This window comes from Pseudomonas sp. ACN5 (assembly GCF_002303975.1).
GTDB classification, from domain to species: domain Bacteria; phylum Pseudomonadota; class Gammaproteobacteria; order Pseudomonadales; family Pseudomonadaceae; genus Aquipseudomonas; species Aquipseudomonas laurylsulfatiphila.
On sequence record NZ_MRCP01000005.1, the window covers coordinates 19,140 to 40,582 of the forward strand.

The 21,443-nt window shown below is 60.7% G+C and carries 17 protein-coding genes; 9 read left to right on the top strand and 8 right to left on the bottom strand.

The window, feature by feature from the left end; all coding sequences use genetic code 11:
* The first annotated feature begins 8 nt into the window (after positions 1-8).
* From BSF40_RS11070 to BSF40_RS11090, 5 genes are all read left to right on the top strand, one after another.
* Complete coding sequence (locus tag BSF40_RS11070) at positions 9-1,004, top strand: zinc transporter ZntB (RefSeq protein ID WP_095965148.1); 996 nt, start codon at positions 9-11, stop codon at positions 1,002-1,004.
* A gap of 62 nt (positions 1,005-1,066) precedes the next feature.
* Entirely contained in the window at positions 1,067-1,315 is a 249-nt protein-coding gene (locus tag BSF40_RS11075; protein WP_007971509.1) for a hypothetical protein, read from the top strand.
* Positions 1,316-1,317: 2 nt separating this feature from the next.
* The gene (locus BSF40_RS11080; RefSeq protein WP_007916401.1) at positions 1,318-2,142 is read left to right on the top strand and encodes a mechanosensitive ion channel domain-containing protein; all 825 of its coding nucleotides are present in this window, start codon (positions 1,318-1,320) and stop codon (positions 2,140-2,142) included.
* Between the two features lie 90 nt (positions 2,143-2,232).
* A complete protein-coding gene (gene sigX / locus BSF40_RS11085; protein ID WP_015096065.1) occupies positions 2,233-2,823 on the top strand; it encodes an RNA polymerase sigma factor SigX in 591 nt (196 codons plus the stop codon).
* A gap of 107 nt (positions 2,824-2,930) precedes the next feature.
* Positions 2,931-3,962, top strand: a complete 1,032-nt coding sequence (locus BSF40_RS11090) for an OmpA family protein (protein WP_095965149.1) — start codon at positions 2,931-2,933, stop codon at positions 3,960-3,962.
* A gap of 75 nt (positions 3,963-4,037) precedes the next feature.
* Here BSF40_RS11090 and cobA read toward each other — a convergent pair whose 3' ends face one another.
* The 8 genes from cobA to BSF40_RS11130 form a co-directional block, all read right to left on the bottom strand.
* Positions 4,038-4,823 (bottom strand): uroporphyrinogen-III C-methyltransferase, encoded by a 786-nt coding sequence (gene cobA / locus BSF40_RS11095; RefSeq protein WP_095965150.1) that lies wholly within the window; start codon positions 4,821-4,823, stop codon positions 4,038-4,040.
* Positions 4,824-4,833: 10 nt separating this feature from the next.
* Positions 4,834-7,551, bottom strand: a complete 2,718-nt coding sequence (locus BSF40_RS11100) for a nitrate reductase (protein ID WP_095965151.1) — start codon at positions 7,549-7,551, stop codon at positions 4,834-4,836.
* Complete coding sequence (gene nirD / locus BSF40_RS11105) at positions 7,551-7,868, bottom strand: nitrite reductase small subunit NirD (protein WP_007971500.1); 318 nt, start codon at positions 7,866-7,868, stop codon at positions 7,551-7,553. Before nirD ends, BSF40_RS11100 begins: the two co-directional genes overlap by 1 nt.
* On the bottom strand, positions 7,865-10,318 hold the full coding sequence (nirB, locus tag BSF40_RS11110; protein ID WP_007988941.1) for a nitrite reductase large subunit NirB: 2,454 nt from the start codon (positions 10,316-10,318) through the stop codon (positions 7,865-7,867). The genes nirD and nirB overlap by 4 nt, the downstream gene beginning before the upstream one ends.
* Positions 10,319-10,608: 290 nt before the next feature.
* Positions 10,609-12,276: a bifunctional protein-serine/threonine kinase/phosphatase gene (locus tag BSF40_RS11115; protein ID WP_095965152.1), complete on the bottom strand. Its 1,668-nt coding sequence runs from the start codon at positions 12,274-12,276 to the stop codon at positions 10,609-10,611.
* 7 nt (positions 12,277-12,283) lie between these two features.
* The gene (locus tag BSF40_RS11120; protein ID WP_095965153.1) at positions 12,284-13,495 is read right to left on the bottom strand and encodes a NarK/NasA family nitrate transporter; all 1,212 of its coding nucleotides are present in this window, start codon (positions 13,493-13,495) and stop codon (positions 12,284-12,286) included.
* Positions 13,496-13,833: 338 nt separating this feature from the next.
* Complete coding sequence (locus BSF40_RS11125) at positions 13,834-14,409, bottom strand: ANTAR domain-containing response regulator (RefSeq protein WP_015096057.1); 576 nt, start codon at positions 14,407-14,409, stop codon at positions 13,834-13,836.
* A 15-nt stretch (positions 14,410-14,424) separates the two neighbouring features.
* The gene (locus BSF40_RS11130; protein WP_095965154.1) at positions 14,425-15,636 is read right to left on the bottom strand and encodes a CmpA/NrtA family ABC transporter substrate-binding protein; all 1,212 of its coding nucleotides are present in this window, start codon (positions 15,634-15,636) and stop codon (positions 14,425-14,427) included.
* A 173-nt stretch (positions 15,637-15,809) separates the two neighbouring features.
* On the opposite strand from BSF40_RS11130, the gene BSF40_RS11135 reads away from it, so the two are divergent.
* Genes BSF40_RS11135 through BSF40_RS11150 form a run of 4 tightly spaced genes read left to right on the top strand, consistent with a single transcriptional unit; the run spans position 15,810 to position 21,430 of the window.
* Positions 15,810-16,592 (top strand): helix-turn-helix domain-containing protein, encoded by a 783-nt coding sequence (locus BSF40_RS11135; protein ID WP_095965155.1) that lies wholly within the window; start codon positions 15,810-15,812, stop codon positions 16,590-16,592.
* A 4-nt stretch (positions 16,593-16,596) separates the two neighbouring features.
* On the top strand, positions 16,597-18,252 hold the full coding sequence (gene sctC / locus BSF40_RS11140) for a type III secretion system outer membrane ring subunit SctC (RefSeq protein ID WP_095965156.1): 1,656 nt from the start codon (positions 16,597-16,599) through the stop codon (positions 18,250-18,252).
* On the top strand, positions 18,249-19,355 hold the full coding sequence (gene sctW / locus BSF40_RS11145; protein WP_095965157.1) for a type III secretion system gatekeeper subunit SctW: 1,107 nt from the start codon (positions 18,249-18,251) through the stop codon (positions 19,353-19,355). Before sctC ends, sctW begins: the two co-directional genes overlap by 4 nt.
* Positions 19,356-19,378: 23 nt before the next feature.
* The gene (locus tag BSF40_RS11150) at positions 19,379-21,430 is read left to right on the top strand and encodes an EscV/YscV/HrcV family type III secretion system export apparatus protein (protein WP_095965158.1); all 2,052 of its coding nucleotides are present in this window, start codon (positions 19,379-19,381) and stop codon (positions 21,428-21,430) included.
* Positions 21,431-21,443 lie beyond the last annotated feature (13 nt).

The window sequence follows — 21,443 nt, forward strand, 5'->3', positions numbered from 1 at the left end:
GAGTGCGGATGTTCGAGGAAGAAAACGCGCAATGGGGGCTGGTGCATGCCCTGGTGCTGGACGGTAGAGGCGGTGCGCGTTCGATTGCCCGGACTGAACTTGACGACTTGCAGTTGCAGGCCCATGAAAGCCTTTGGTTGCACTGGGATCGCAGTCATCCGCAAACCCGGACCTGGCTACGCAAATCCAGCGGTCTGAGCGAATTCAGCTGTGACCTGTTACTCGAAGAAAACACCCGTCCGCGACTTTTGCAGCTTTCGGACGGCGAACTGCTGCTGTTTTTGCGCGGGGTCAATCTGAACCCCGGTGCCGAGCCGGAAGACATGGTGTCGGTGCGGATCTTCGGTTCTGCCCAGCGTGTCATTTCCCTGCGTTTGCGTCCGTTGCGTGCCACTGACGAGTTGCTGGTGCAACTGTCCGAGGGCAAGGGGCCGAAAACCGCGTCCGAACTCATCCTGTGCATGGCGCAGTACCTCACCAACAAGGTGCAGGATCTGGTCAGCTGTCTCTCGGAAGTGGTCGATGAGGAAGAAGAAAAGCTGGATGCCGACGAACGGTATACGCCTGAACACGGGGCGGTTTTGCAGATTCGTCGGCGGGCGGCAGCGTTGAAGCGCTTTCTTGCTCCGCAGCGGGATATTTTCGGGCAGTTGACGCGAATCAAGTTGCCCTGGTTCGTCGAGGACGACGGTGATTACTGGAACGAATTGAATAACAGCCTGACCCGCTACCTCGAGGAACTGGAACTGACCCGGGAGCGGGTGGGGCTGGTCCTGGAGGCTGAAGACCGTCGCTTGAGCGTGCGCATGAACCGCACGATGTATCGCTTCGGGATCATCACCGGGATCTTTTTGCCCATGAGTTTTCTGGCCGGGCTTTTGGGGATCAACGTCGGTGGCATTCCATTCTCTGCCAGCCCTTACGGCTTTCTGATCGCCTGCCTGATGATGGTCTCGGTGGCGCTGGGGCAGTGGTGGTTGTTCCGACGTTTGCGCTGGGTCTGAGGGAAAGCATGTGACCCGACCAAAACTGACCGCGTCTCCCACAGACATCACGAGAGGTGCGTATGCACGATCCGTTTGAACAGTCTTTGCGCGACATGCTCAACGCCTCACCGTCCACCCGGGACGACGATGCGTGTCTGGGGCGTGTGCTGAAAACCGCCAACCGCCAGGTCGGCGCCGGTGATTTGTTCAGCTTGCTGGGGCGCTGGTTGCCCGCACTGATGATTGCCCTGAATAACGGATCGGCCCATGTCTCGCCGGTATCCCGTCTCCGTAAACCTGCTGCCCGCACTGCTGATAAGGCTGATTGAATATGGAACTTGATCTCTGGACACAGAGCCTCGTCACTGCAATGACTGCGTTGTGGACCAAGGTTGCGAACTTCATTCCAAACCTGTTCGGCGCTCTGGTTGTGCTGCTGTTGGGTTTTGTCGTGGCCAAACTGCTGGACACCTTGCTTTCCAAATTGCTCGCCAAACTGGGCCTGGACCGCTTGATGGGCGGCACTGGCCTGACCAAGCTGATGTCCCGCGCCGGCCTGCAGGTTCCCATTTCGACCCTGATCGGCAAGATCGTCTATTGGTTCGTTCTGCTTATTTTTCTGGTTTCTGCCGCAGAATCCCTTGGACTTGAGCGAGTATCAGCTACGCTGGATATGCTTGCGCTGTATTTGCCGAAAGTATTCGGCGCGGCGCTGGTGTTGCTGGTCGGTGTTTTGCTGGCGCAACTGGCCAACGGGCTGGTGCGCGGAGCGGCAGAAGGCGTGGGGCTGGACTATGCTTCGGGGCTTGGACGAATTGCCCAGGGCCTGGTGATCATCATCAGTATTTCGGTGGCGATCAGCCAGTTGGAGGTCAAGACCGACCTGCTGAACCACGTGATCGTGATTGTGCTGATAACCGTTGGTCTGGCGGTAGCGCTGGCCATGGGGTTGGGAAGCCGGGAAATTGCCGGCCAGATTCTTGCGGGAATCTACGTGCGTGAGCTGTATCAGGTTGGGCAACAAGTGCGTGTTGGCGAGGTCGAAGGCCAGATCGAAGAGATCGGCACGGTTAAAACCACATTGCTGACCGATGAGGGTGAGCTAGTCTCTCTTTCCAATCGGATCCTCCTCGAGCAGCATGTGAGTAGCCGCTAACCCGGCAAACCCTGCTAATGTATGCCGCCGCAAAATGCCAGCTGACGCTGGCTGCGGAGGATATTGACCTGACTGTCGGCCCGACTTGTTTTGAATAAAGCTCAATCGCTATCCATGCGCTACGACCCCCGCGAGCTCTCTGATGAGGAGTTGGTCGCGCGCTCGCATACCGAGCTGTTTCACGTAACACGCGCCTACGAAGAACTGATGCGGCGTTACCAGCGAACATTATTTAATGTGTGCGCAAGATATCTCGGGAACGATCGCGATGCAGACGATGTCTGTCAGGAGGTCATGTTGAAGGTGCTGTATGGCCTGAAGAACTTCGAGGGTAAATCGAAGTTCAAGACATGGCTATATAGCATCACGTACAACGAGTGCATCACACAGTATCGCAAGGAACGGCGAAAGCGTCGCTTGATGGACGCATTGAGTCTTGACCCCCTCGAGGAAGCGTCCGAAGAAAAGACGCCGAAACCTGAGGAAAAAGGCGGACTTGATCGCTGGTTGGTGTATGTCAACCCGATTGATCGTGAAATTCTGGTGCTACGATTTGTCGCAGAACTGGAGTTTCAGGAAATCGCAGACATCATGCATATGGGTTTGAGCGCAACAAAAATGCGGTACAAACGCGCTCTAGATAAATTGCGTGAGAAATTTGCAGGCATTGCTGAAACTTAGTTCAGCGCAAATATCTCTTACGTGTAGGCAAGTTCTGTTAGACTTGCCGCCGAGTTGTCCCCCGGTTTGCGGGACTGCTTCACAATCACCAGATGGGGATTTAACGGATGAAACTGAAAAACACCTTGGGCTTGGCCATTGGTTCTCTTATTGCCGCCACTTCCATCGGCGCTCTGGCACAGGGCCAAGGCGCAGTTGAAATCGAAGGCTACGCAAAGAAGCAATATTTCGATAGCGACCGTAACTTCAAGAACGACGGCATCCTGCCGGGTGGTTCGATCGGTTACTTCCTGACAGACGACGTTGAACTGCGTCTGGCCTACGACGAAGTGCACAATGCCCGTGCAAACGATGGCAAGAACGTTAAGGGCGCGAACACCGCTCTGGACGCTCTGTACCACTTCAACAACCCAGGCGACATGCTGCGTCCTTACGTCTCGGGCGGTTTCTCCGACCAGAGCATCGACCAGAACGGCTCGAACGGTCGTAACCGTTCCACCTTCGCCAACGTTGGCGGCGGTGCCAAGCTGTACTTCACCGACAACTTCTACGCCCGTGCTGGCGTTGAAGCTCAGTACAACATCGACCAGGGCAACACCGAGTGGGCTCCTAGCGTCGGTCTCGGTGTGAACTTCGGTGGCGGCAGCAAGCCAACTGCTGCTCCAGTTCCAGCTCCTGAAGTTTGCTCTGACAGCGACAACGATGGCGTTTGCGACAACGTTGACAAGTGCCCAGACACCCCAGCTAACGTAACTGTTGACGCTGACGGCTGCCCGGCAGTTGCTGAAGTTGTTCGTGTTGAGCTGGACGTGAAGTTCGACTTCGACAAGTCGGTAGTCAAGCCAAACAGCTACGGCGACATCAAGAACCTGGCTGACTTCATGAAGCAGTACCCATCCACCAGCACTACTGTTGAAGGTCACACTGACTCCGTCGGTCCTGACGCTTACAACCAGAAACTGTCCGAGCGTCGTGCAAACGCCGTTAAACAAGTTCTGACCAACCAGTACGGTGTTGAATCGTCCCGCGTTCAGTCCGTTGGCTACGGCGAATCCCGCCCAGTTGCTGACAACAAAACTGAAGCTGGTCGCGCTGTTAACCGTCGCGTAGAAGCGCAGGTTGAAGCTCAAGCTAAGTAATTAGCCCGCAGCTCTGAGAAAAGCCCGGCTCAGGCCGGGCTTTTCTTTGCCTGCGATTTGGTGAGGAGGGACGCGTCAGGCGCGCTGACTTCCAACATTGATGTCGACGGGCAGAGCCTCTTCTCGAGCAGGCTCGCTCCCGCAGGAGGAGATGGCGTTGGCAGCGACTGCGCCAATCACCAGAATTGCCGGGCTTTTCAACTCGAAGGCACAGGCATCTTCCTCCATTGCCATCAGGTTGCTTCGACATTCCCGTTGATGCGGCAACGATGCATTTTCAATCATTGCCACCGGCGTATCTGCCGCCATTGCGCCTGCCAGCAGTTGCTCACGGATCTCGCTGAGCTTTGCCACCCCCATGTAGATCACCAGTGTCGTGCCGCCTTGGGCCAGCGCTTGCCAGTTCAGGCTGCTGTCATCCTGAGTGTGGGCGGTCACCAGCGTTACCCCTCGTGCCACGCCGCGCAGGGTCAATGGAATATCGCATTGCGTCGCGCCCGCCAGGCCAGCGGTAATGCCATTGACCAGCTCAACCTCGACACCACGCTCGCGCAACCACTGCGCTTCTTCACCGCCACGCCCGAAGATGCACGGGTCGCCACCCTTGAGGCGCACCACGCATTTGCCCTGACGGGCATAACGCAACATCAGGCGATGGATAAAGGCTTGCGGCGTTGAACGACAGCCGCCGCGCTTGCCCACAGGAATTATCCGCGCGCCGGGGCAGTGCTCCAGCACCGCGACGTTGACCAGATCGTCGATCAGCACGACATCCGCCTCTCTCAACGCCCGAACGGCTTTGAGGGTCAGTAATTCAGGATCACCGGGACCTGCACCCACCAGCCAGACTTTTGCGCTCATAGTGTTTTCCTCACGAGATGGCGGCTTGCGGCTGCGCGGTGGCGGCCAACAAACGCTTGATTTCCGGGACGCAGGAGCCGCATTGCGTGCCACAACCCAATTCTTGTTTCAACCCCGGCAAGTCCAGGCCGCGGCGGATGCCGGCGCAGACCGCGTTTTGGCTGACGTTCTTACAGTTGCACAGGGTTTTGTTACCGATCGCTTCGGCGTCAACCTGGCCCGGTGGGGCACTCAAGGGCGCGAGCAGCCAGCGCCTTAGCTGTTCATCGGCGCGACCTTCGAGCCAGAGGTTTTGCAGCCAGTGCCGGGCGAGGGTTTCACCCGCCAGGCGGATCGCGGTGATCCGGCCGTTCTCGATCCGCACCCGCTTACCGATGGAGCGTCGTGGATCGTCGTAGGCCAGCACCGGTCCGTCGTTGAGCCCCAGGCATTGATCGATATCGCGCAGCAGTTGCGGATCTGGCGCCGTGGCGCTGGCAGCGCGTATCAGCAGCGCAGGGCGCTCACGACCGGTAAGGCTGAGGCTGACGTAGGAAAACGTCTCGCAGAGGGGGCGTAGCGTCTCAAAGTGTTGTTGGACATCGCCCTCTATCAGCGCGAAAAGGTGCCAAGGCAATTGCACCGGTTCCAGGCGCACGCCGCTGTGTTTGAGCTCCGGTTGTTTCGACAACGGGTCGAAGGCGGGCAGGGTGAGGCTGTTCACGCCCCCCTTGAGAAAACGGTCACCAAAATGCATCGGCAAGAAGGCTTGGCCCGGACGTACGCTGTCGTCACTGGCGACCGGCACGATCACCGCGCCGCGGCGGCTTTTCAGGCTGATCAAATCGCCCGTTTGCAGGCGATGCCTGCGCAGCTCATCCGGGTGCAGGCTCAATACGGCTTCACTGACATGGCCGAACAACTGCGCGGCGGTGCCGGTGCGGCTCATACCGTGCCACTGATCACGCAGACGACCGGTGATCAGCGTCAGCGGGAAGCGCGCATCCCGTTGTTCCTTGGCGGCGCGATACGGATCGGCCACGAACTGCGCGCGTCCGCTGGAAGTCGGGAAAATGCCGTCGAGATAGAGGCGCGCGGTGCCTGCGCTGGACCCCGCAGGAAAGGGCCATTGTTGCGGGCCGATGGTGTCGATCAACCCGTGGCTGATCCCGGACAAATCCAGATCCCGGCCCCGTGTCAGCTGTTTGTATTCGTCGAAGACCTGCGCCGGGGTGTCAAAGGCAAACAGGCTGGTGGCTTGCGGACGCAGATGTTTCTCCAGGCGCTGTGCGAAATCCACCGTGATCGTCCAGTCTGGGCGCGCTTCGCCTGGTGCGACGATAGCGCGGCGGACGTGGGAAATACGCCGTTCGGAGTTGGTCACCGTGCCGTCCTTTTCGCCCCAACTGGCGGCGGGCAACAACAGGTCGGCAAACCTGGCGGTTTCGGTGGTGCGAAAGGCCTCCTGCAAGACCACGAACGGGCAGGCCTCCAGTGCCGCGCGCACGGCAGCCTGATCGGGAAGAGACTGCGCGGGGTTGGTGCAGGCGATCCACAAGGCTTTGATCTTGCCGCTGCCCACCTGCTTAAACAACTCGATGGCAGTCAGCCCCGGGTTTTCAGGCAGTTGATCAACGCCCCAGTAAGCGGCCACGTCGGCACGGTGCTCAGGGTTGGCGGCGTCACGATGGCCCGGCAGCAGGTTAGACAGGCTACCGGTTTCCCGCCCGCCCATGGCATTCGGCTGACCGGTCAATGAGAAAGGACCTGCTCCCGGACGGCCAATCTGCCCGGTGGCCAGGTGCAGATTGATCAGTGCACTGTTTTTCGCGCTGCCGGCGGTGGACTGGTTCAACCCCATGCACCACAGCGACAGGAAAGACGGTGACGTGCCGATCCACTCGGCACATTGCTGCAATTGCCCAACGCTGATTCCGCAGAGCTGCGAGACCATCTGCGGTGTGTAATCGCGCACCAGTTTCTTCAGCTCGGGCAAGCCTTCGGTATGGTCCTTGATGAAGTCACGGTCGATCCAGTCTTCCCACAGCAGCAGATGCAAAATCCCATGGAACAAGGCGACATCGGTGCCAGGCAAAATCGCCAGGTGCAGGTCAGCCAGATCGCAGGTGTCTGTCCGGCGTGGGTCAATGACGATGACTTTCATCTGCGGCCGGCGGGATTTGGCCTCTTCCAGTCGGCGAAACAGTACCGGGTGGGCGTAGGCCATGTTACTGCCGACGATCATCACGCAATCGCTCAATTCCAGGTCTTCATAGCTGCATGGCGGGGCGTCGGCGCCCAGGCTGCGCTTGTAGCCGACCACCGCCGACGACATGCACAGCCGTGAATTGCTGTCGATGTTATTGGTGCCCACCAGCGCCCGAGCCAGTTTGTTGAAGGCGTAGTAGTCCTCGGTCAGCAACTGCCCGGAAATGTAGAACGCCACGCTGTCCGGGCCATGCTCGGCAATGGTTTGGGCGAAAACGCTGGCGGCGTGATCAAGCGCGCTATCCCAGTCGGTGCGGCTGCGCGCCAGGCCTTTGCCCAGGCGCAGTTCCGGGTACAGCGCCCTTGCTGTCAAGTCGCCGGTCAAATGCAGGGTTGATCCCTTGCTGCACAACTTGCCGAAATTGGCCGGGTGCGCCGGATCGCCGCTGACGCCGAGGATGCGCTCGCCGTCATGCTCGATCAGCACGCCGCAGCCGACCCCGCAATAGCAGCAGGTGGACGCGGTGATCTGGCGGTCCATCAGCCTGCGTCCCGCAAGGCCAGCATCACTCGGCCATTTTCGACCCGCGCCGGGTGGTGGTGGGCGCAGCCGACGTCCGGGGCCAGGGCTTCGCCGCTTTCCAGGTCGATTTGCCAGTTGTGCAGCGGGCAGGCCACGCGTTTGCCGTAGATCAAACCTTGGGACAGCGGTCCGCCCTTGTGCGGGCAACGGTCGTCGAGGGCGAACACTTCATCGTCGCTGGTACGAAAAATCGCGATGTCGCCTTTAGGGCCGGCAACGATCCGCGAGCCCAGGGCATTGATTTCATCCAGTGCGCAGATATCCAGCCAGTTCATGCCAGCACCTCCAGGTTTTTCACGGGGATGACGTCGAATTCTTTTTTCAGTTGTGGCTGTTCCAGGCGTTCCTTCCACGGGTCTTGTTCGAACGACAGGGAGAACTGCAGGCGATCGTTGAGCGCCTTGCGCCGCTCTGGGTCCTCAAGCACGGCTTTCTTGATGTGGTCCATGCCGACCCGTTGCAGGTAGTGCACGGTTCGCTCGAGGTAGAAGGCTTCTTCGCGATAGAGCTGCAGGAATGCGCCGTTGTATTCGCGGACTTCTTCGGCGGTTTTCAGTTTGACGAAGAATTCCGCGACTTCGGTCTTGATCCCGCCGTTGCCGCCGATGTACATCTCCCAGCCGGAATCGACGCCGATGATGCCTACGTCCTTGATGCCCGCTTCCGAGCAGTTGCGCGGGCAACCGGAGACAGCCAGTTTCACTTTGTGCGGCGACCACATGTTGAACAGGTCATGTTCCAGTTCAATGCCAAGTTGTGTGGAGTTCTGGGTGCCAAAGCGGCAGAACTCGCTGCCGACGCAGGTCTTCACGGTGCGGATGGATTTTCCGTAGGCATGGCCGGAGGGCATGTCGAGGTCTTTCCAGACGCCTGGCAAGTCCTGCTTCTTGATCCCCAGCAAGTCGATGCGCTGGCCGCCGGTGACCTTGACCATCGGCACGTTGTACTTGTCGGCAACGTCGGCAATGCGTCGCAGTTCTGAAGGATTGGTCACACCGCCCCACATCCGCGGGACTACCGAGTAGGTGCCGTCTTTCTGAATGTTGGCGTGGGCGCGTTCGTTGATCAGGCGCGATTGCGGATCATCCTTGGCTTCCCCCGGCCAGGTGGAAATCAGGTAGTAGTTGAGTGCCGGCCGGCAGGTGGCGCAGCCGTTGGGTGTGCGCCAGTTCAGGTAGCTCAGGGTGCCGGCGATGGTCAGCAGGTGTTGCTCGCGGATGGCCTGGCGGATTTGTCCGTGGTTGAGGTCGCTGCAGCCGCAGATGGCCTTTTCGCTTTTCGGTTTGACGTCGGCGGCACCGCCCACGGTGTTGATCAGGATCTGCTCCACCAAACCCGCGCACGAACCGCAGGAGCTGGCAGCCTTGGTGTGTTTCTTCACTTCGTCGACACTGAACAGCCCGTGTTCCTGAATGGCCTTGACGATGGTGCCTTTGCACACGCCGTTGCAGCCGCAGACTTCGGCCGTGTCGGCCATGCTCATGGCTTTGTCCTGGCCTTGGTGCCCTACGTCGCCCAAAGCGTTTTCGCCGAACATCAAGTGATCGCGGATCTCGCCGATGGCGTGGTTTTCACGGATCTGCCGGAAATACCAGCCGCCATCGGCCGTATCGCCGTACAGGCAGGCGCCGACCAGCACGTCATCCTTGATCACCAGTTTCTTGTAGACCCCGCCAATCGGGTCGGAGAGGGTGATGGTCTCGGTGCCTTCACCGCCCATGAAGTCGCCGGCGGAAAACAGATCGATGCCGGTGACTTTCAGCTTGGTCGAGGTCACCGAGCCCTTGTAGGTGGCAAACCCCAGTTGGGCGAGGTGGTTGGCGCAGACTTTGGCTTGTTCGAACAGCGGCGCCACCAGACCATAGGCGATGCCGCGGTGGCTGGCGCACTCGCCGATTGCGTAGATCCGCGGGTCATAGGTTTGCAGGGTGTCGTTGACCAGAATCCCGCGGTTGCACGGAATGCCGGATTTCTCCGCCAGTTCGGTATTGGGGCGAATGCCGGCGGCCATCACCACCAGGTCAGCAGGGATGATGTCGCCATTCTTGAATTGCACCGAACCGACCCGGCCATTGCCCGCGTCGTGCAAGGCCTGGGTCTGCTCGCACAGGCGGAAATGCAGGCCGCGAGACTCCAGGGCGGTTTGCAGCAACTGGCCGCTGGTCTTGTCCAGTTGCCGCTCCAGCAGCCACTCGCCGATATGCACCACGGTGACGTGCATGCCCCGCAGCATCAGGCCGTTGGCGGCCTCCAGGCCGAGCAGGCCGCCGCCGATCACCACGGCGTGCCGGTAGGTTTTCGCGGTGTCGATCATGGCCTGGGTATCGGCGATGTCGCGGTAGCCGATCACGCCCTCGAGGGTGTTGCCGGGAATGGGCAGGATGAAGGGCGTCGAGCCGGTGGCGATCAGCAGGCGATCGTATTCGGCTTCACTGCCGTCTTCGGCAATGACCCGGCGCTTGACCCGGTCGATCTCCACCACTTTGCGGTTGAGCAGCAGTTTGATGTTGTTGTCCAGGTACCAGTCCAGGTCGTTGAGCACGATCTCCTCGAAGGTCTGTTCGCCCGCCAGCACCGGCGACAACAGGATGCGGTTGTAGTTGGTGTGCGGTTCGGCGCCGAAGACCGTGATGTCGTACAGCTCAGTGCTCAGCTTGAGCAGTTCTTCCAGGGTCCGGACCCCGGCCATGCCGTTGCCGATCATCACCAGTTTTAGTTTTTTCATCAGGTTCTCCGGGGAGTCCAGGCCTGCCTCATCAGGGTTCAGGCCATGCTCGACAAATTTTGCGCAAACAAAAAAAGGCGTCCCGCTAGTTGCCTAGCGAGGACGCCTTTGTCCTGGTCCCGTTCTCTCGGGAAGTGCAGCCTTCGTCGTTGAAGCCTGCGCTTTATGTCTGTTGAAAAGGGTAATGCAGTGGTTGTGCCAAGTTGCTCAGGCCCCGTGTTTGTTGGCGTTCTTCCCGTTCGCAAGGGCAGGGCCGCGAGGGAATGCACCGATTAAAGGCGCGTTGCCCGCTAATGGAGCGCCACCACCAGCAGCACCAGGTTGAGCAGCAGCGATACCAGCGCCAATGTCCGCCAGACTTTCAGCGGCTCGCGCTCCAGCAAGGGTTTTGGGCGTACGCTCAAACTGCGGCGTTCGCCTTGCTCTATCAGCAGCAACCATTCTTCCGCCGTTTCGAAACGCTGTTCAGGTGCCGCCGCTACGGCGCGCTCCAGGTGATGGGCGATCCAGTCCGGCAGGTCGGGCCGGTAGCGGCTGGCGTTGACCGGGAGACCAAACCTCGGACGCTGGAACGCTTCGATTTCGCCATAGGGATAGTGCCCGGTGAGCAGGAAATACAAGGTCACACCAACTGCATACAGGTCCTGCTGTGGCGTCGGCACGTCGCCACGAAAGGCTTCCGGCGCGATGTAACTGGGTGTACCCGGCAAAGCCCAGGGCAGGTCTTGCGAGAGACCGGGGCAGTAGGCGAGGCCGAAATCCAGCAGGCGCAGTTCACCGTCGTCCCCCAGCAACAGGTTTTCCGGTTTGATATCGCGATGCAGAATCTGCCGTCGATGCAGCAAGCCGACCGCTCGCAGCAAGCGTTCGGCGATGTCTTGCCACTGGGGCAGCGGCAACGGCCCGTTTTGCTCATGCCGGTGCGCCAGGGTAGCGCCCGAATATTCGCGCATCACGTAGTACAAATGCTGACGCTGACTGGCGGCATGTACTTCAGGAAAATGCCGGCCGGCCACGCGTTTGAGAAACCACTCTTCCGACAGCAACGCTTGCCCGGCCTGGTGATCGTCGTGCAGGCGCCCCGGCAGGGTTTTCAGCAGCCAGGGTCGTTGCTGAGTGTCGCGCACGCGATAAAGCAGCGATTGCTGGCTCTGTGCGACGATCCCTTCGACCTGCCAGCCCTCGAACACCTGGCCCGGTTTCAGGGCCGGCGGCAGCGGCCATTGCTGCAAGTGCATCAATGCATCGCCAATGCTCGCTTCACCGAGGGCGTCGACCCGCACCAGCAAGGCGCTGGCGTTGTCCTGGCTGCCTGCCAGGTGTGCGGCATTGACCAGGGTTTGCGCTGCGCTGTGCAAGTCCGGTTGATCACGCAGGATCGCCGCAATGGCGGTATCGCCCAGGACGGCCCAGATGCCGTCGCTGAGCAGGACGAAACTTTCATCGGGGCGCAATTCACCGTCGAGAAAATCCAGCACCAGATGTTGATCGAGGCCCAGCGCCCGTTTCAGCACATGCTGCATGCCCGGCTGGTCCCAGACGTGATCCTCGCTGATTCGCTGCAATCGGTCGGCGTGCCAGCGGTACACCCGGCAATCGCCGACATGCGCCAGGGTAAAACGCCGGCCACGCAGGACCAGCGCACTGAGGGTGGTCAGCAGCGGTTGTCCGCCGCCGTTGGCCTGCAACCAGCGGTTTTGCGCCAGCAACAGGCGATCAAGTGCCTGCGCCACGCTCCAGGTTTCCGGCGTGGCGTAGTAATCCAGCGCCAGGGCCTGCAGCGTCGAACGGGCCGCCAGGCCGCCATCGGCGCACTGGCTGACACCGTCGGCGATAGCGAACAGGTAGCCTTTGCTCGCCGCCAGCGCCGGGGCCGGCGTGACGAGGCGCAGGGCATCCTGGTTCTCCTCGCGCGGACCGATGGCGCTGGCTTCGGCGAAACTCAGTTGCAGGCTCATCGAGGCGTCAGACCCGTGCAGCCGTCACGGCCGCCGAACCCCAGGTGGTTCTCCAGCGCCGTTTCACGCCGTGCAGGCCGAACCAGGCCAGAATGCCGAGGCTGGCGAACAACCACAGTGCCAGTTGATAGCTGCCGGTGCTCTGTTTGATCGCACCCATGCCGGCCGCGAGGGCAAAGCCACCGATGCCGCCGGCCATGCCGATCAGGCCGGTCATCACACCGATCTCCCGACGAAAACGCTGCGGCACCAACTGGAATACCGCGCCATTGCCGGCACCCAGGCCGAGCATGGTGCAGACGAAAAGTGCGAGTGCGGCGTAGGAATTCGGCAGGTTGAAACCGACCGCGGTGATGCAGATCGCCGCGACGGTGTACATCGCAAGCAGGGTCCGAATGCCACCGAACCGGTCAGCCAGAGCGCCGCCCAAGGGGCGCATGAGGCTACCGCCGAACACGCAGGCCGCCGTGTAGTACCCGGCCGTCACCGGGCTCAGGCCGTACTGGTCGTTGAAATAGCCGGGCAGGGCGCTGGCCAGGCCGATGAAGCCGCCGAACGTCACGCTGTAGAAAAACATGAACCACCAGCTGTCACGATCGCCCAGCGCCTTGAAGTAGTCGGCCATGGATTTGGCTTTTGGTCGCTCGGGGGCGTTTTTCGCCAGCCAGGCAAAGACGATCAGGGTCAGGATCAGCGGAATCAGGGCGAAACCGAATACGTTGCTCCAGCCAAACGCCGCCGCCAGTACCGGAGCGATCAAGGCGGCGAATACCGTCCCCGAGTTCCCGGCGCCGGCGATGCCCATGGCCTTGCCTTGATGCTGCGGCGGATACCACTGCGAGGCCAGGGGCAGGGCAACGGCAAAGGATGCACCGGCCATGCCGAGGAACAGACCCAGCAGCAGCGCTTGCTCGTAGCTGTGGATGCCGAGCTTCCAGGCGCCGAACAGCGCGCAGATCACGATGACCTGGCCGATCAGCCCGGCGGTTTTCGGCGACAGGCGATCAGCCAGCATCCCCATGACAAAACGCAAGACCGCCCCGGCCAGAATCGGCGTGGCGACCACCAGCCCGCGTTGCTGTGTCGTCAGGTGCAGGTCGGCGGCGATCTGTACCGCCAGAGGGCCGAGCAGGTACCAGACCATGAAGCTCAGGTCGAAATAGAGGAAGGCTGCGAACAATGTGGGGGTATGGCCGGATTTCCAGAAGCTTGAATTCATTGCGCACCTCAGCTGTGAAGAGTCTCGAAAGGAGTCATGAGCTTGCAGGTGGGGCGCCGATACGGCCGCTCCACCGGCCCCGTGCTCTGGGGCCAAAACGAAAAAACGCCGCCACCCGATCCGCCAAGGGCAAATGAGGTGAGCGACGTCTTTGTCGTAGGTGGGGCAACCGCCGTTGGTTACCTGTGGTGATTGCTTTGCCAGATCTGTGCCAACACTCGAAATCGAGTCGCTGCCATCGCGAGCAAGCTCGCTCCCACAGGTGATTTGTGTTCGACGCCATTCCCCTGTGGGAGCGAGCTTGCTCGCGATGGCGTCCTCACAGGCACCACAGGGCTTCAGCCAAGCAACTCGCTCATGGCAATAATCTGCTCCGCCACTTGAATCAGCTTCTGCTGGCGGCTCATCGCCTGGCGGCGCATCAGTGTGTAGGCCTCTTCTTCGTTACAGTCCTTCATTTTCATCAGCAGCCCTTTGGCCAGCTCGATGCGCTTGCGCTCGGCCAGTTGCTGGTCGCGGGCCTGCAACTGGGCACGCAAGGCCTGATCGCTTTCGAAGCGTGCCATGGCCACATCGAGAATCGGCTGCAGGCGTTGTGCGTGAATGCCTTCGACGATGTAGGCACTGACCCCGGACTTGATCGCCTGGCGCATCACATCGGGGTCATGCTCGTCGGTGAACATCACAATCGGTCGTGGCTGGTCGCGAGTGACCAGCACCACTTGTTCCATGACATCGCGGCCTGGTGACTCGGTATCGATCAGAATCACGTCCGGACGCACCGTTTCGACGCGTTCGGGCAAGTCGATGGTCAGGCCGGACTCATCGATCACTTCGAACCCGGCCTCGGTCAGGGCGGCCTTCAGGCGTCCGACTTTTTTCGCGGTGTCGTTGATCAGCAGGATACGCAGCATGTTCGTCGTCTCCTGTCAGCGGCTGGCGGATCGGTGTGAGCTGTCGCTCATGGCGTGCAGTTTGAAGCTGCGGGCATAACCGGCCGGGTCCGAACCGTCCCAGATCTTGCCGTCGATCAATTGACTGCTACGCATCTCCTTGCCCTGTGCCGCGACACCTACCGCGCCGGCCGCTTCACGGTACAAGTCTAGTTGATGGACTTGACGGGCCACGGCGAGGTAATCCGGATCATCGCGCAACAAGCCCCAGCGACGGAACTGGGTCATGAACCACATACCGTCGGACAGGTACGGCAGATTGACCTCGCCTTCACCATGCAAGCGCAGGGCGTGCGGGTCTTGCCAGCGATTGCCCAGGCCATCGACATAGTCGCCCAGCAGGCGCGGCTCGATGCATTCCAGCGGCGCATCCAGGTATTGCGCGGCACTGAGCAGTTGCGCGGTGCTGCGACGATTTTCGTTGCTTTGTTCGATGAAGCGGCTGGCTTCCAGAATCGCCATCACCAACACCCGCGCGGTATTGGGATATTGCTCGACGAACGCACGGGTGCAGCCGAGGACCTTTTCCGGGTGATCGGGCCAGAGGGCCTGGGTCGTGGCCAGGGTGAAACCCAGGTTCTGCTGCACGGCGCTGGCGGACCAGGGTTCGCCGACACAGAACCCGTCGATACGCCCGGCCCGCAGGTGGGCGACCATTTGCGGCGGCGGCACTACGACGCTGTCGACATCCAGCAGCGGGTGAATGCCCTGGCTGGCCAGCCAGTAATACAACCACATGGCGTGGGTACCGGTAGGAAACGTCTGAGCGAAGGTGAGTTTTGCGCGAGTTTGGTGCACGTGCCGATCCAATGCCTCAGGACTGGTCACCCCAAGCGCCTGCAAGCCGCGGGACAGATTGATGCTCTGGCCGTTTTGATTCAGGCCCATCAACACGGCCATGTCGGTCGCGGCCACGCCACCGATGCCCAGGTGAACGGCGTAAATCAGACCGTAGAGACTGTGGGCTGCATCGAGTTCGCCGCTGACCAGCTTGTCCCGCAGGTTGGCCCAGGACGTTTGGCGCTTGAGGTTCAGGGTCAAGCCATAGGGTTGGGCGAAGCCCTGGGTGGCGGCGACCACCACCGAGGCGCAGTCGCTCAGGGCCATGAAGCCGAGATTGATTTCGGTTTTTTCCGGGGCATCGCTGCCATTGACCCAAGCCAGAGGGCCGGCTGACGGTTCGTTCATCGCGCGTTCACCTTGCAAAAAAAACGTCGTCCCGGGTCCGTGCATGGGCAGGCCGGGGACGACGCCATTGTCTTTGCACCCATTCCGACGCTGGCGTGGGTGCTGGTGCCTGGAAGGGTGCAAGGCATATGCCATCACCGGTTCATCAGCTTTACATCAGGATTCATCGCGCCATGTCTTTCATCCTGCCGGCCGTTAATCGTCAGGCCGCAAAGGAGGTTGGCGTGCAAATTCAATTACTACGCGCCACCGGTCTGCCCGATGCTCGTTGCAGCGAGCGGGTGCTGCATGTGCGGGTCAGCGAATCCCCTGTGTATCTGGCTTCGGCGCAGCGCCCGCGGGTCTGTCTGCCGGTCGGTTGGGAAGGGCTGATTGCAACGAGCGATACATTCGAGCTGAGCGGCGGCGTGCAGACCCGGGCGGTTGCAGAAGCGGCGCTGGTTAAATTGCAAGTGTTCATCGATCTGGGAAACACACTGGTTGATCAACGACCCGGCCCGACATCCTGGGCGGCATTGCCGGTGGCGTACCCCGCCGTGTGGTCCGGGCGGGTGCTTGAGCGCTGGTACATCGAACAGGCCATGGTCGGGGGGATGGCTTACCAGACCTTCGCCGGCGTGCTGCGTCATACCGAAAGTTACGGACTTGTGCGCTTCCTGCTGGAGCAGGGCACCCACAGCGAAAAGTTGACCACCCTGGCCCAGCGTTATGGCGTTTCCGTGTCGCACTTCCGTCGGCTGTGCCGGCAGGCCCTGGGCACAGCAACCAAGCCTGCCTTGCGCGGCTGGCGCGCGGCCAGGGCGCTGTTGAACATGAGCCTCCAGGACGGCTCCCTGACGGATATCGCGCTGGAGTTGGGTTTTGCCTCTTCTTCGCATTTCTCCAAGGAAATCCGTGATCTGGTTGGCTTCACGCCCAGTAGCCTGGCCGACATAACCTACCTCCCAGGCAAGTGAGCCAATGAACCGCCGATTACTTTCCTTATTTGTTTTGCCGTTCTGGTTAGGCGCCCTGTTGTCGCTGGTGCCGCTTGCCGCGCGCGCCAATGCCGACGGCTATGTGGCTCGCGAACAGAGCGTGCGCACATTCTTCAGCGAGTTGTCCGGACCCTTGGGCAAACCTGTCATCGTCAGCAAGACTGCCGCCGCCAAACGGATTTCCGGTGCCTTCGATCTGCGTTCGCCGCAGCGGACCTTTGAGCGGGTCAGCGCGCAGATGGGGCTTATCTGGTATAGCGATGGCCAGGCGATTTATCTGTATGACGCGTCGGAAGTCAAAAGCTCGATGATGTCGCTGCAGACCCTGACTGTCACCCGACTTCAGGCGTTCCTTGAGCGTTCCGGGTTGCACGATGCACGTTATCCATTGCGCCACGACGGCTTGCGCACTTTTCATGTGTCGGGCCCGCCGATGTATGTCGATCTGGTGGTGCAAGCCGCCGGACTGATGGATAACCAGCGCTCGGAACTGTTGCTGGGCAAGCAGCAGATCGGCGTGATCCAGGTGCGCAATACCTTTGTCAGCGACCGAAAGTATGAGCTGCGTGATGACAAGGTGACCATTCCCGGGCTGGCAACCGTGATCGAGGACTTGTTGCGTGGCGAAAAGCGCGAGGTCGAGCCGTCGGTGGCACAAGCCCCTGCGCAGCGTCCTCAGGGATTGATGCCGGCGTTTCCCCTGGAAGGCCTGGCGAGCGCCCCCTCGGAGCAAGACCCGACCGCGCCGCGAATCATTGCGCGAGAGGTGGCTGCCGGAAATATACGGGTGGTGGCCTATCCCGACACCAACAGCCTGCTGGTCAAGGGGCTTCCGGAGCAAGTGCGCTTTATCGAGAACCTGGTGAGTGCGCTGGACACGCCGAAACGGCACGTGGAGTTGTCGTTGTGGATCATCGATTTGCACAAGGATGAACTCAATCAGCTGGGTATCAACTGGCAGGGCGCATTGAAGTCCAGCGGGACATTCACCATGTCGCTGAACGCCGGCTCGGCGACCACCCTCGATGGCGCTTCGTTCGTCGCCCAGGTCATGGCTCTGGAGCGCACCAACCGGGCGAATGTGGTCTCGCGTCCGGTGATCCTGACACAAGAGAACGTGCCGGCGATCTTCGACAACAACCGCACCTTTTATGCCCCGCTGGTGGGGGAGCGCAGTGTCGATTTGCAGCACGTGACCTATGGCACGCTCGTCAGTGTTCTGCCCCGTTTCGCCCAGGCGGACGAAATTGAAATGTCACTCAATATCGAAGACGGCAACGAAGTAGAAAAACCTGACGAGAACAAGCAACCTGGCAGTTTGCCGACGGTCGGGCGCACACGGATCAGCACGGTGGCGCGTGTGCCCCAGGGCAAGAGTCTGTTGGTGGGCGGTTTCACCCGCGATGATCACAGCGAGCAAGTCGGGCGGATTCCGGTACTGGGTTCGATTCCGTGGATCGGACGCCTATTCAGCTATCGCCAGAACCGTTCGGCCAACACGGTGCGGGTGTTCCTGATTCAGCCCAAGGAGATTCTCGACACACTGGAGCCCGCCACGACTGTTCCGGCCACCGGGCTGCTGACCCCGCAGCAGCATGAGCGGGTGCGCCGTGCCTATTTGCGGGCGGCAGAACAGTGATCCTGCCGCCGGTTTCCACAGGTGGGCGAGCCGCCCAGGCACGGCTCAATGCCGAAAAGGCCGCCGAACATCCACAGCCCCAGGCGGATGCGCAGGTTGATCTCGACGACAGCGCGACGGTTGCCGTTGCGCAGCGCTTTGTGCAGATCAGCGATGAAATGTCGGCGGCACTGGCTCAGTTTCGCGGGCGGCGACATTTCGAACTCAAGTCCGAGACCCTGATGGACAACTTCGAACGAGTCCTTGAAGACGACACTGTGCCCAAGGTGCAGCAGGTGCTCAGCCTCGCGCGGCTGGCGGACAAGCCGGTCGCCTGGTTGCTGCAAAGGGTGCGACAACTGTTCCCCGATGACAGTGATCTGGCGTTGGTGCTGCGAGAACTGCTACGTCGCAAGAAACTGGAAAAGACCACCCGTCAGCGACTTGAAACGCTTTTACAGACGGTGGTTGCCCAAGGCTCCCCCAAGCGGATGAATGCCGGGATAAACGCCGCCCTCAAAGCCAGGATGTTCGGGGCGAGCATGGCGGTGCGCGCAGGGTTGTTGCGTGAGACCTACCGGGATTTTCTGGAGTCCGACGAGGGCCCGATCAGTTGTTATCAGGACTGGATCGCACTGTATGGTCCGTCACAACGCATGGCGGTACTTGCCTTCATCGAAGCAGCATTGCTCACGGATATCAGTGCCCAGGACCCCAGTTGCTCGCGCGTGGAGTTCGGTCAACTGCTGGCCAGGGTGACCGACCTCAAGCGCCTGCGCTCAGCTGATGAGCTGTTTATCACCCAACTGCTCGGCGATGCACTCATTTGCCGGCACAACGCCAATGAGCCCGACTGGCTGGTGTTCCTGCTCGGCCTGCTGACGTACCCCGATGAGCTCGACCAGCTGTTGCTCGGTGCGTTGGGTGAGAGTGTGCTGTTGAGCCCACACCGTGAGCGTTCGACGCTGCTGCAGAAGGTGCGCCGGCACAGCCTGCAGTTGCCGCCGCAACTGTTTGCCGATGAACTCGCACCACTGCGCCTGGCAGAACAGTTCACCCGACTGGCTGACATTGCCTACGCCCACGAATGCAAAGAACGGCGACGCCTCGGCGGCTGCCCATGACGTTTTCCCGGAGCTGACCTGCCATGCTCAATGTGTTTTTACGCAACGTCGGCGCTCGTCCGGAGCTGCTGATCCTGACGTTGATGGTGATGATCATCGCCATGCTGATCATTCCCCTGCCGACGGCGCTGGTGGATTTTCTCATCGGCCTGAACATCGTGATTTCGCTGCTGGTGTTCATGGGGTCGTTCTACATCGAACGCATCCTCAGTTTCTCGACCTTTCCGGCGTTGCTGCTGTTGACCACCCTGTTCCGCCTGGCGCTGTCGATCAGCACCAGCCGGCTGATCCTCAGCCAGGCTGATGCGGGGGAGATCATCGCCTCCTTCGGTGAGTTCGTGATCGGCGAAAGCCTGGTGGTGGGCTTCGTGATCTTTTCCATTGTCACTATTGTCCAGTTCATCGTGATCACCAAGGGTTCGGAGCGGGTGGCCGAAGTCGCGGCGCGCTTCTCGCTGGACGGCATGCCCGGCAAGCAGATGAGCATCGACGGCGACCTCAAGGCCGGCGCCATGACGGCCGAGGAAGCCAAGGAAAAACGCAGCGTGCTGGAGCGCGAAAGCCAGTTGTACGGCTCGTTCGACGGCGCGATGAAGTTCATCAAGGGCGATGCCATCGCCGGCATCATCATTATCTTCGTCAACTTCATCGGCGGCATGGCCATTGGCGTCGGACAGATGGGCATGGACCTGTCCACCGCCTTGTCGACCTACACCCTGCTGACCATCGGCGATGGTCTGGTGGCGCAGATTCCGGCGTTGCTGATCGCCATCGGCGCCGGCTTCATCGTCACCCGCGTCAACGGCGATGACGCCAACCTGGGGCGCAACATGCTCGCCCAGATGCTCGGTCATCCGTTCGTGCTGGGAGTGACGGCGCTGCTGGCGGTGGGCGTCGGCCTGCTGCCCGGTTTTCCGCTGCTGACTTTCCTGCCCATCGCCGCGGCCCTGGCACTGCTGGTATTCGTTCGCCGGCGCAAGGCCTCCAGGGCCGAGGGGCAGGGTGACAGCCGTCCATCGTCGACGCAGGGCCAAGCCATGCAGACCGGCTCGGGCCTGCTCGAGGACATCGATAACGTCGCCACTGAAACCATCCCGCTGATGTTGTTGGTGCCCACGGCGCGCCTCGACGAGTTGAACACGGCCCGTTGGGCGGCGCGTTTTCGCAGTCAGTTTTTTGTCGATTACGGGCTGCGCATTCCCGAGCCGCAATTGCGCGCCAGCGATGCCTTGCCGGCGCATCAAGTGGCGGTACTGATCAACGAAGTGCGCGCCGAGCAATTCGATATCCATTTCGATCACTGGCGACTGCTCGACTACTCGCCGGAGCTGGAACCCATGGGCTTTGCCCTGGTGCACGGCAGTGACAGCAATCGCCTGGGCGGGGTGTGGGTCAACGCCAACGACAAGGAACGGGTGCAGCAATTGGGCTATCACCTGCGCCCGGCGGACGAGGAATGCTACCGCTGCCTGGTCACCTTGCTGGCGCGCAACATCCAGGAGTTTTTTGGCGTGCAGGAAACCAAGCAACTGCTCGACGAAATGGAAACCCGCTGTCCCGATCTGCTCAAGGAAGTCTATCGCCACGTCACCGTGCAGAAGATTACCGAAGTGTTGCAGCGCCTGATTGGCGAGCGCATTTCCGTGCGCAACATGAAGCTGATTCTTGAGTCCCTGGCCCATTGGGCGTCCCGGGAAAAAGACGCGCTGGCGCTGGTCGAGCACGTTCGTGGCTCGCTGGCCCGCTACATCAGCAACAAGTTTGCCCAGGGTAATGACTTGCGGGTGTTGCTGTTGTCGGCGGAGTTCGAAGAGGTGGTGCGCAAGGGCATCCGGCAAACCTCGGGCGGCAGTTTCATCAATCTGGAACCGGCCGAGTCGGAAGAGCTGATGGACCGGCTGAGTGTCGGCCTGGGCAGTCTGCACATTGCACACAAGGACATGGTGTTGCTGTGTTCGGTCGATGTGCGGCGCTACATCAAGAAACTGATCGAGGGGCGGTTCCGGGAGCTGGACGTGATGTCGTTCGGCGAAATCTCCGAGACCGTCTCCGTCAATGTCATCAAAACACTGTAAGGAAATACTGCAA

What these genes read in the sequence shown, in the direction of transcription:
- BSF40_RS11070 (WP_095965148.1), top strand. Translation starts at nt 9, where the DNA reads ATGTTCGAGGAAGAAAACGCGCAATGGGGGCTGGTGCATGCCCTGGTG.
- BSF40_RS11075 (WP_007971509.1), top strand. Translation starts at nt 1,067, where the DNA reads ATGCACGATCCGTTTGAACAGTCTTTGCGCGACATGCTCAACGCCTCA.
- BSF40_RS11080 (WP_007916401.1), top strand. Translation starts at nt 1,318, where the DNA reads ATGGAACTTGATCTCTGGACACAGAGCCTCGTCACTGCAATGACTGCG.
- BSF40_RS11090 (WP_095965149.1), top strand. Translation starts at nt 2,931, where the DNA reads ATGAAACTGAAAAACACCTTGGGCTTGGCCATTGGTTCTCTTATTGCC.
- cobA (WP_095965150.1), bottom strand. Translation starts at nt 4,823, where the DNA reads ATGAGCGCAAAAGTCTGGCTGGTGGGTGCAGGTCCCGGTGATCCTGAA.
- BSF40_RS11100 (WP_095965151.1), bottom strand. Translation starts at nt 7,551, where the DNA reads ATGGACCGCCAGATCACCGCGTCCACCTGCTGCTATTGCGGGGTCGGC.
- nirD (WP_007971500.1), bottom strand. Translation starts at nt 7,868, where the DNA reads ATGAACTGGCTGGATATCTGCGCACTGGATGAAATCAATGCCCTGGGC.
- nirB (WP_007988941.1), bottom strand. Translation starts at nt 10,318, where the DNA reads ATGAAAAAACTAAAACTGGTGATGATCGGCAACGGCATGGCCGGGGTC.
- BSF40_RS11115 (WP_095965152.1), bottom strand. Translation starts at nt 12,276, where the DNA reads ATGAGCCTGCAACTGAGTTTCGCCGAAGCCAGCGCCATCGGTCCGCGC.
- BSF40_RS11120 (WP_095965153.1), bottom strand. Translation starts at nt 13,495, where the DNA reads ATGAATTCAAGCTTCTGGAAATCCGGCCATACCCCCACATTGTTCGCA.
- BSF40_RS11125 (WP_015096057.1), bottom strand. Translation starts at nt 14,409, where the DNA reads ATGCTGCGTATCCTGCTGATCAACGACACCGCGAAAAAAGTCGGACGC.
- BSF40_RS11130 (WP_095965154.1), bottom strand. Translation starts at nt 15,636, where the DNA reads ATGAACGAACCGTCAGCCGGCCCTCTGGCTTGGGTCAATGGCAGCGAT.
- BSF40_RS11135 (WP_095965155.1), top strand. Translation starts at nt 15,810, where the DNA reads ATGTCTTTCATCCTGCCGGCCGTTAATCGTCAGGCCGCAAAGGAGGTT.
- sctC (WP_095965156.1), top strand. Translation starts at nt 16,597, where the DNA reads ATGAACCGCCGATTACTTTCCTTATTTGTTTTGCCGTTCTGGTTAGGC.
- BSF40_RS11150 (WP_095965158.1), top strand. Translation starts at nt 19,379, where the DNA reads ATGCTCAATGTGTTTTTACGCAACGTCGGCGCTCGTCCGGAGCTGCTG.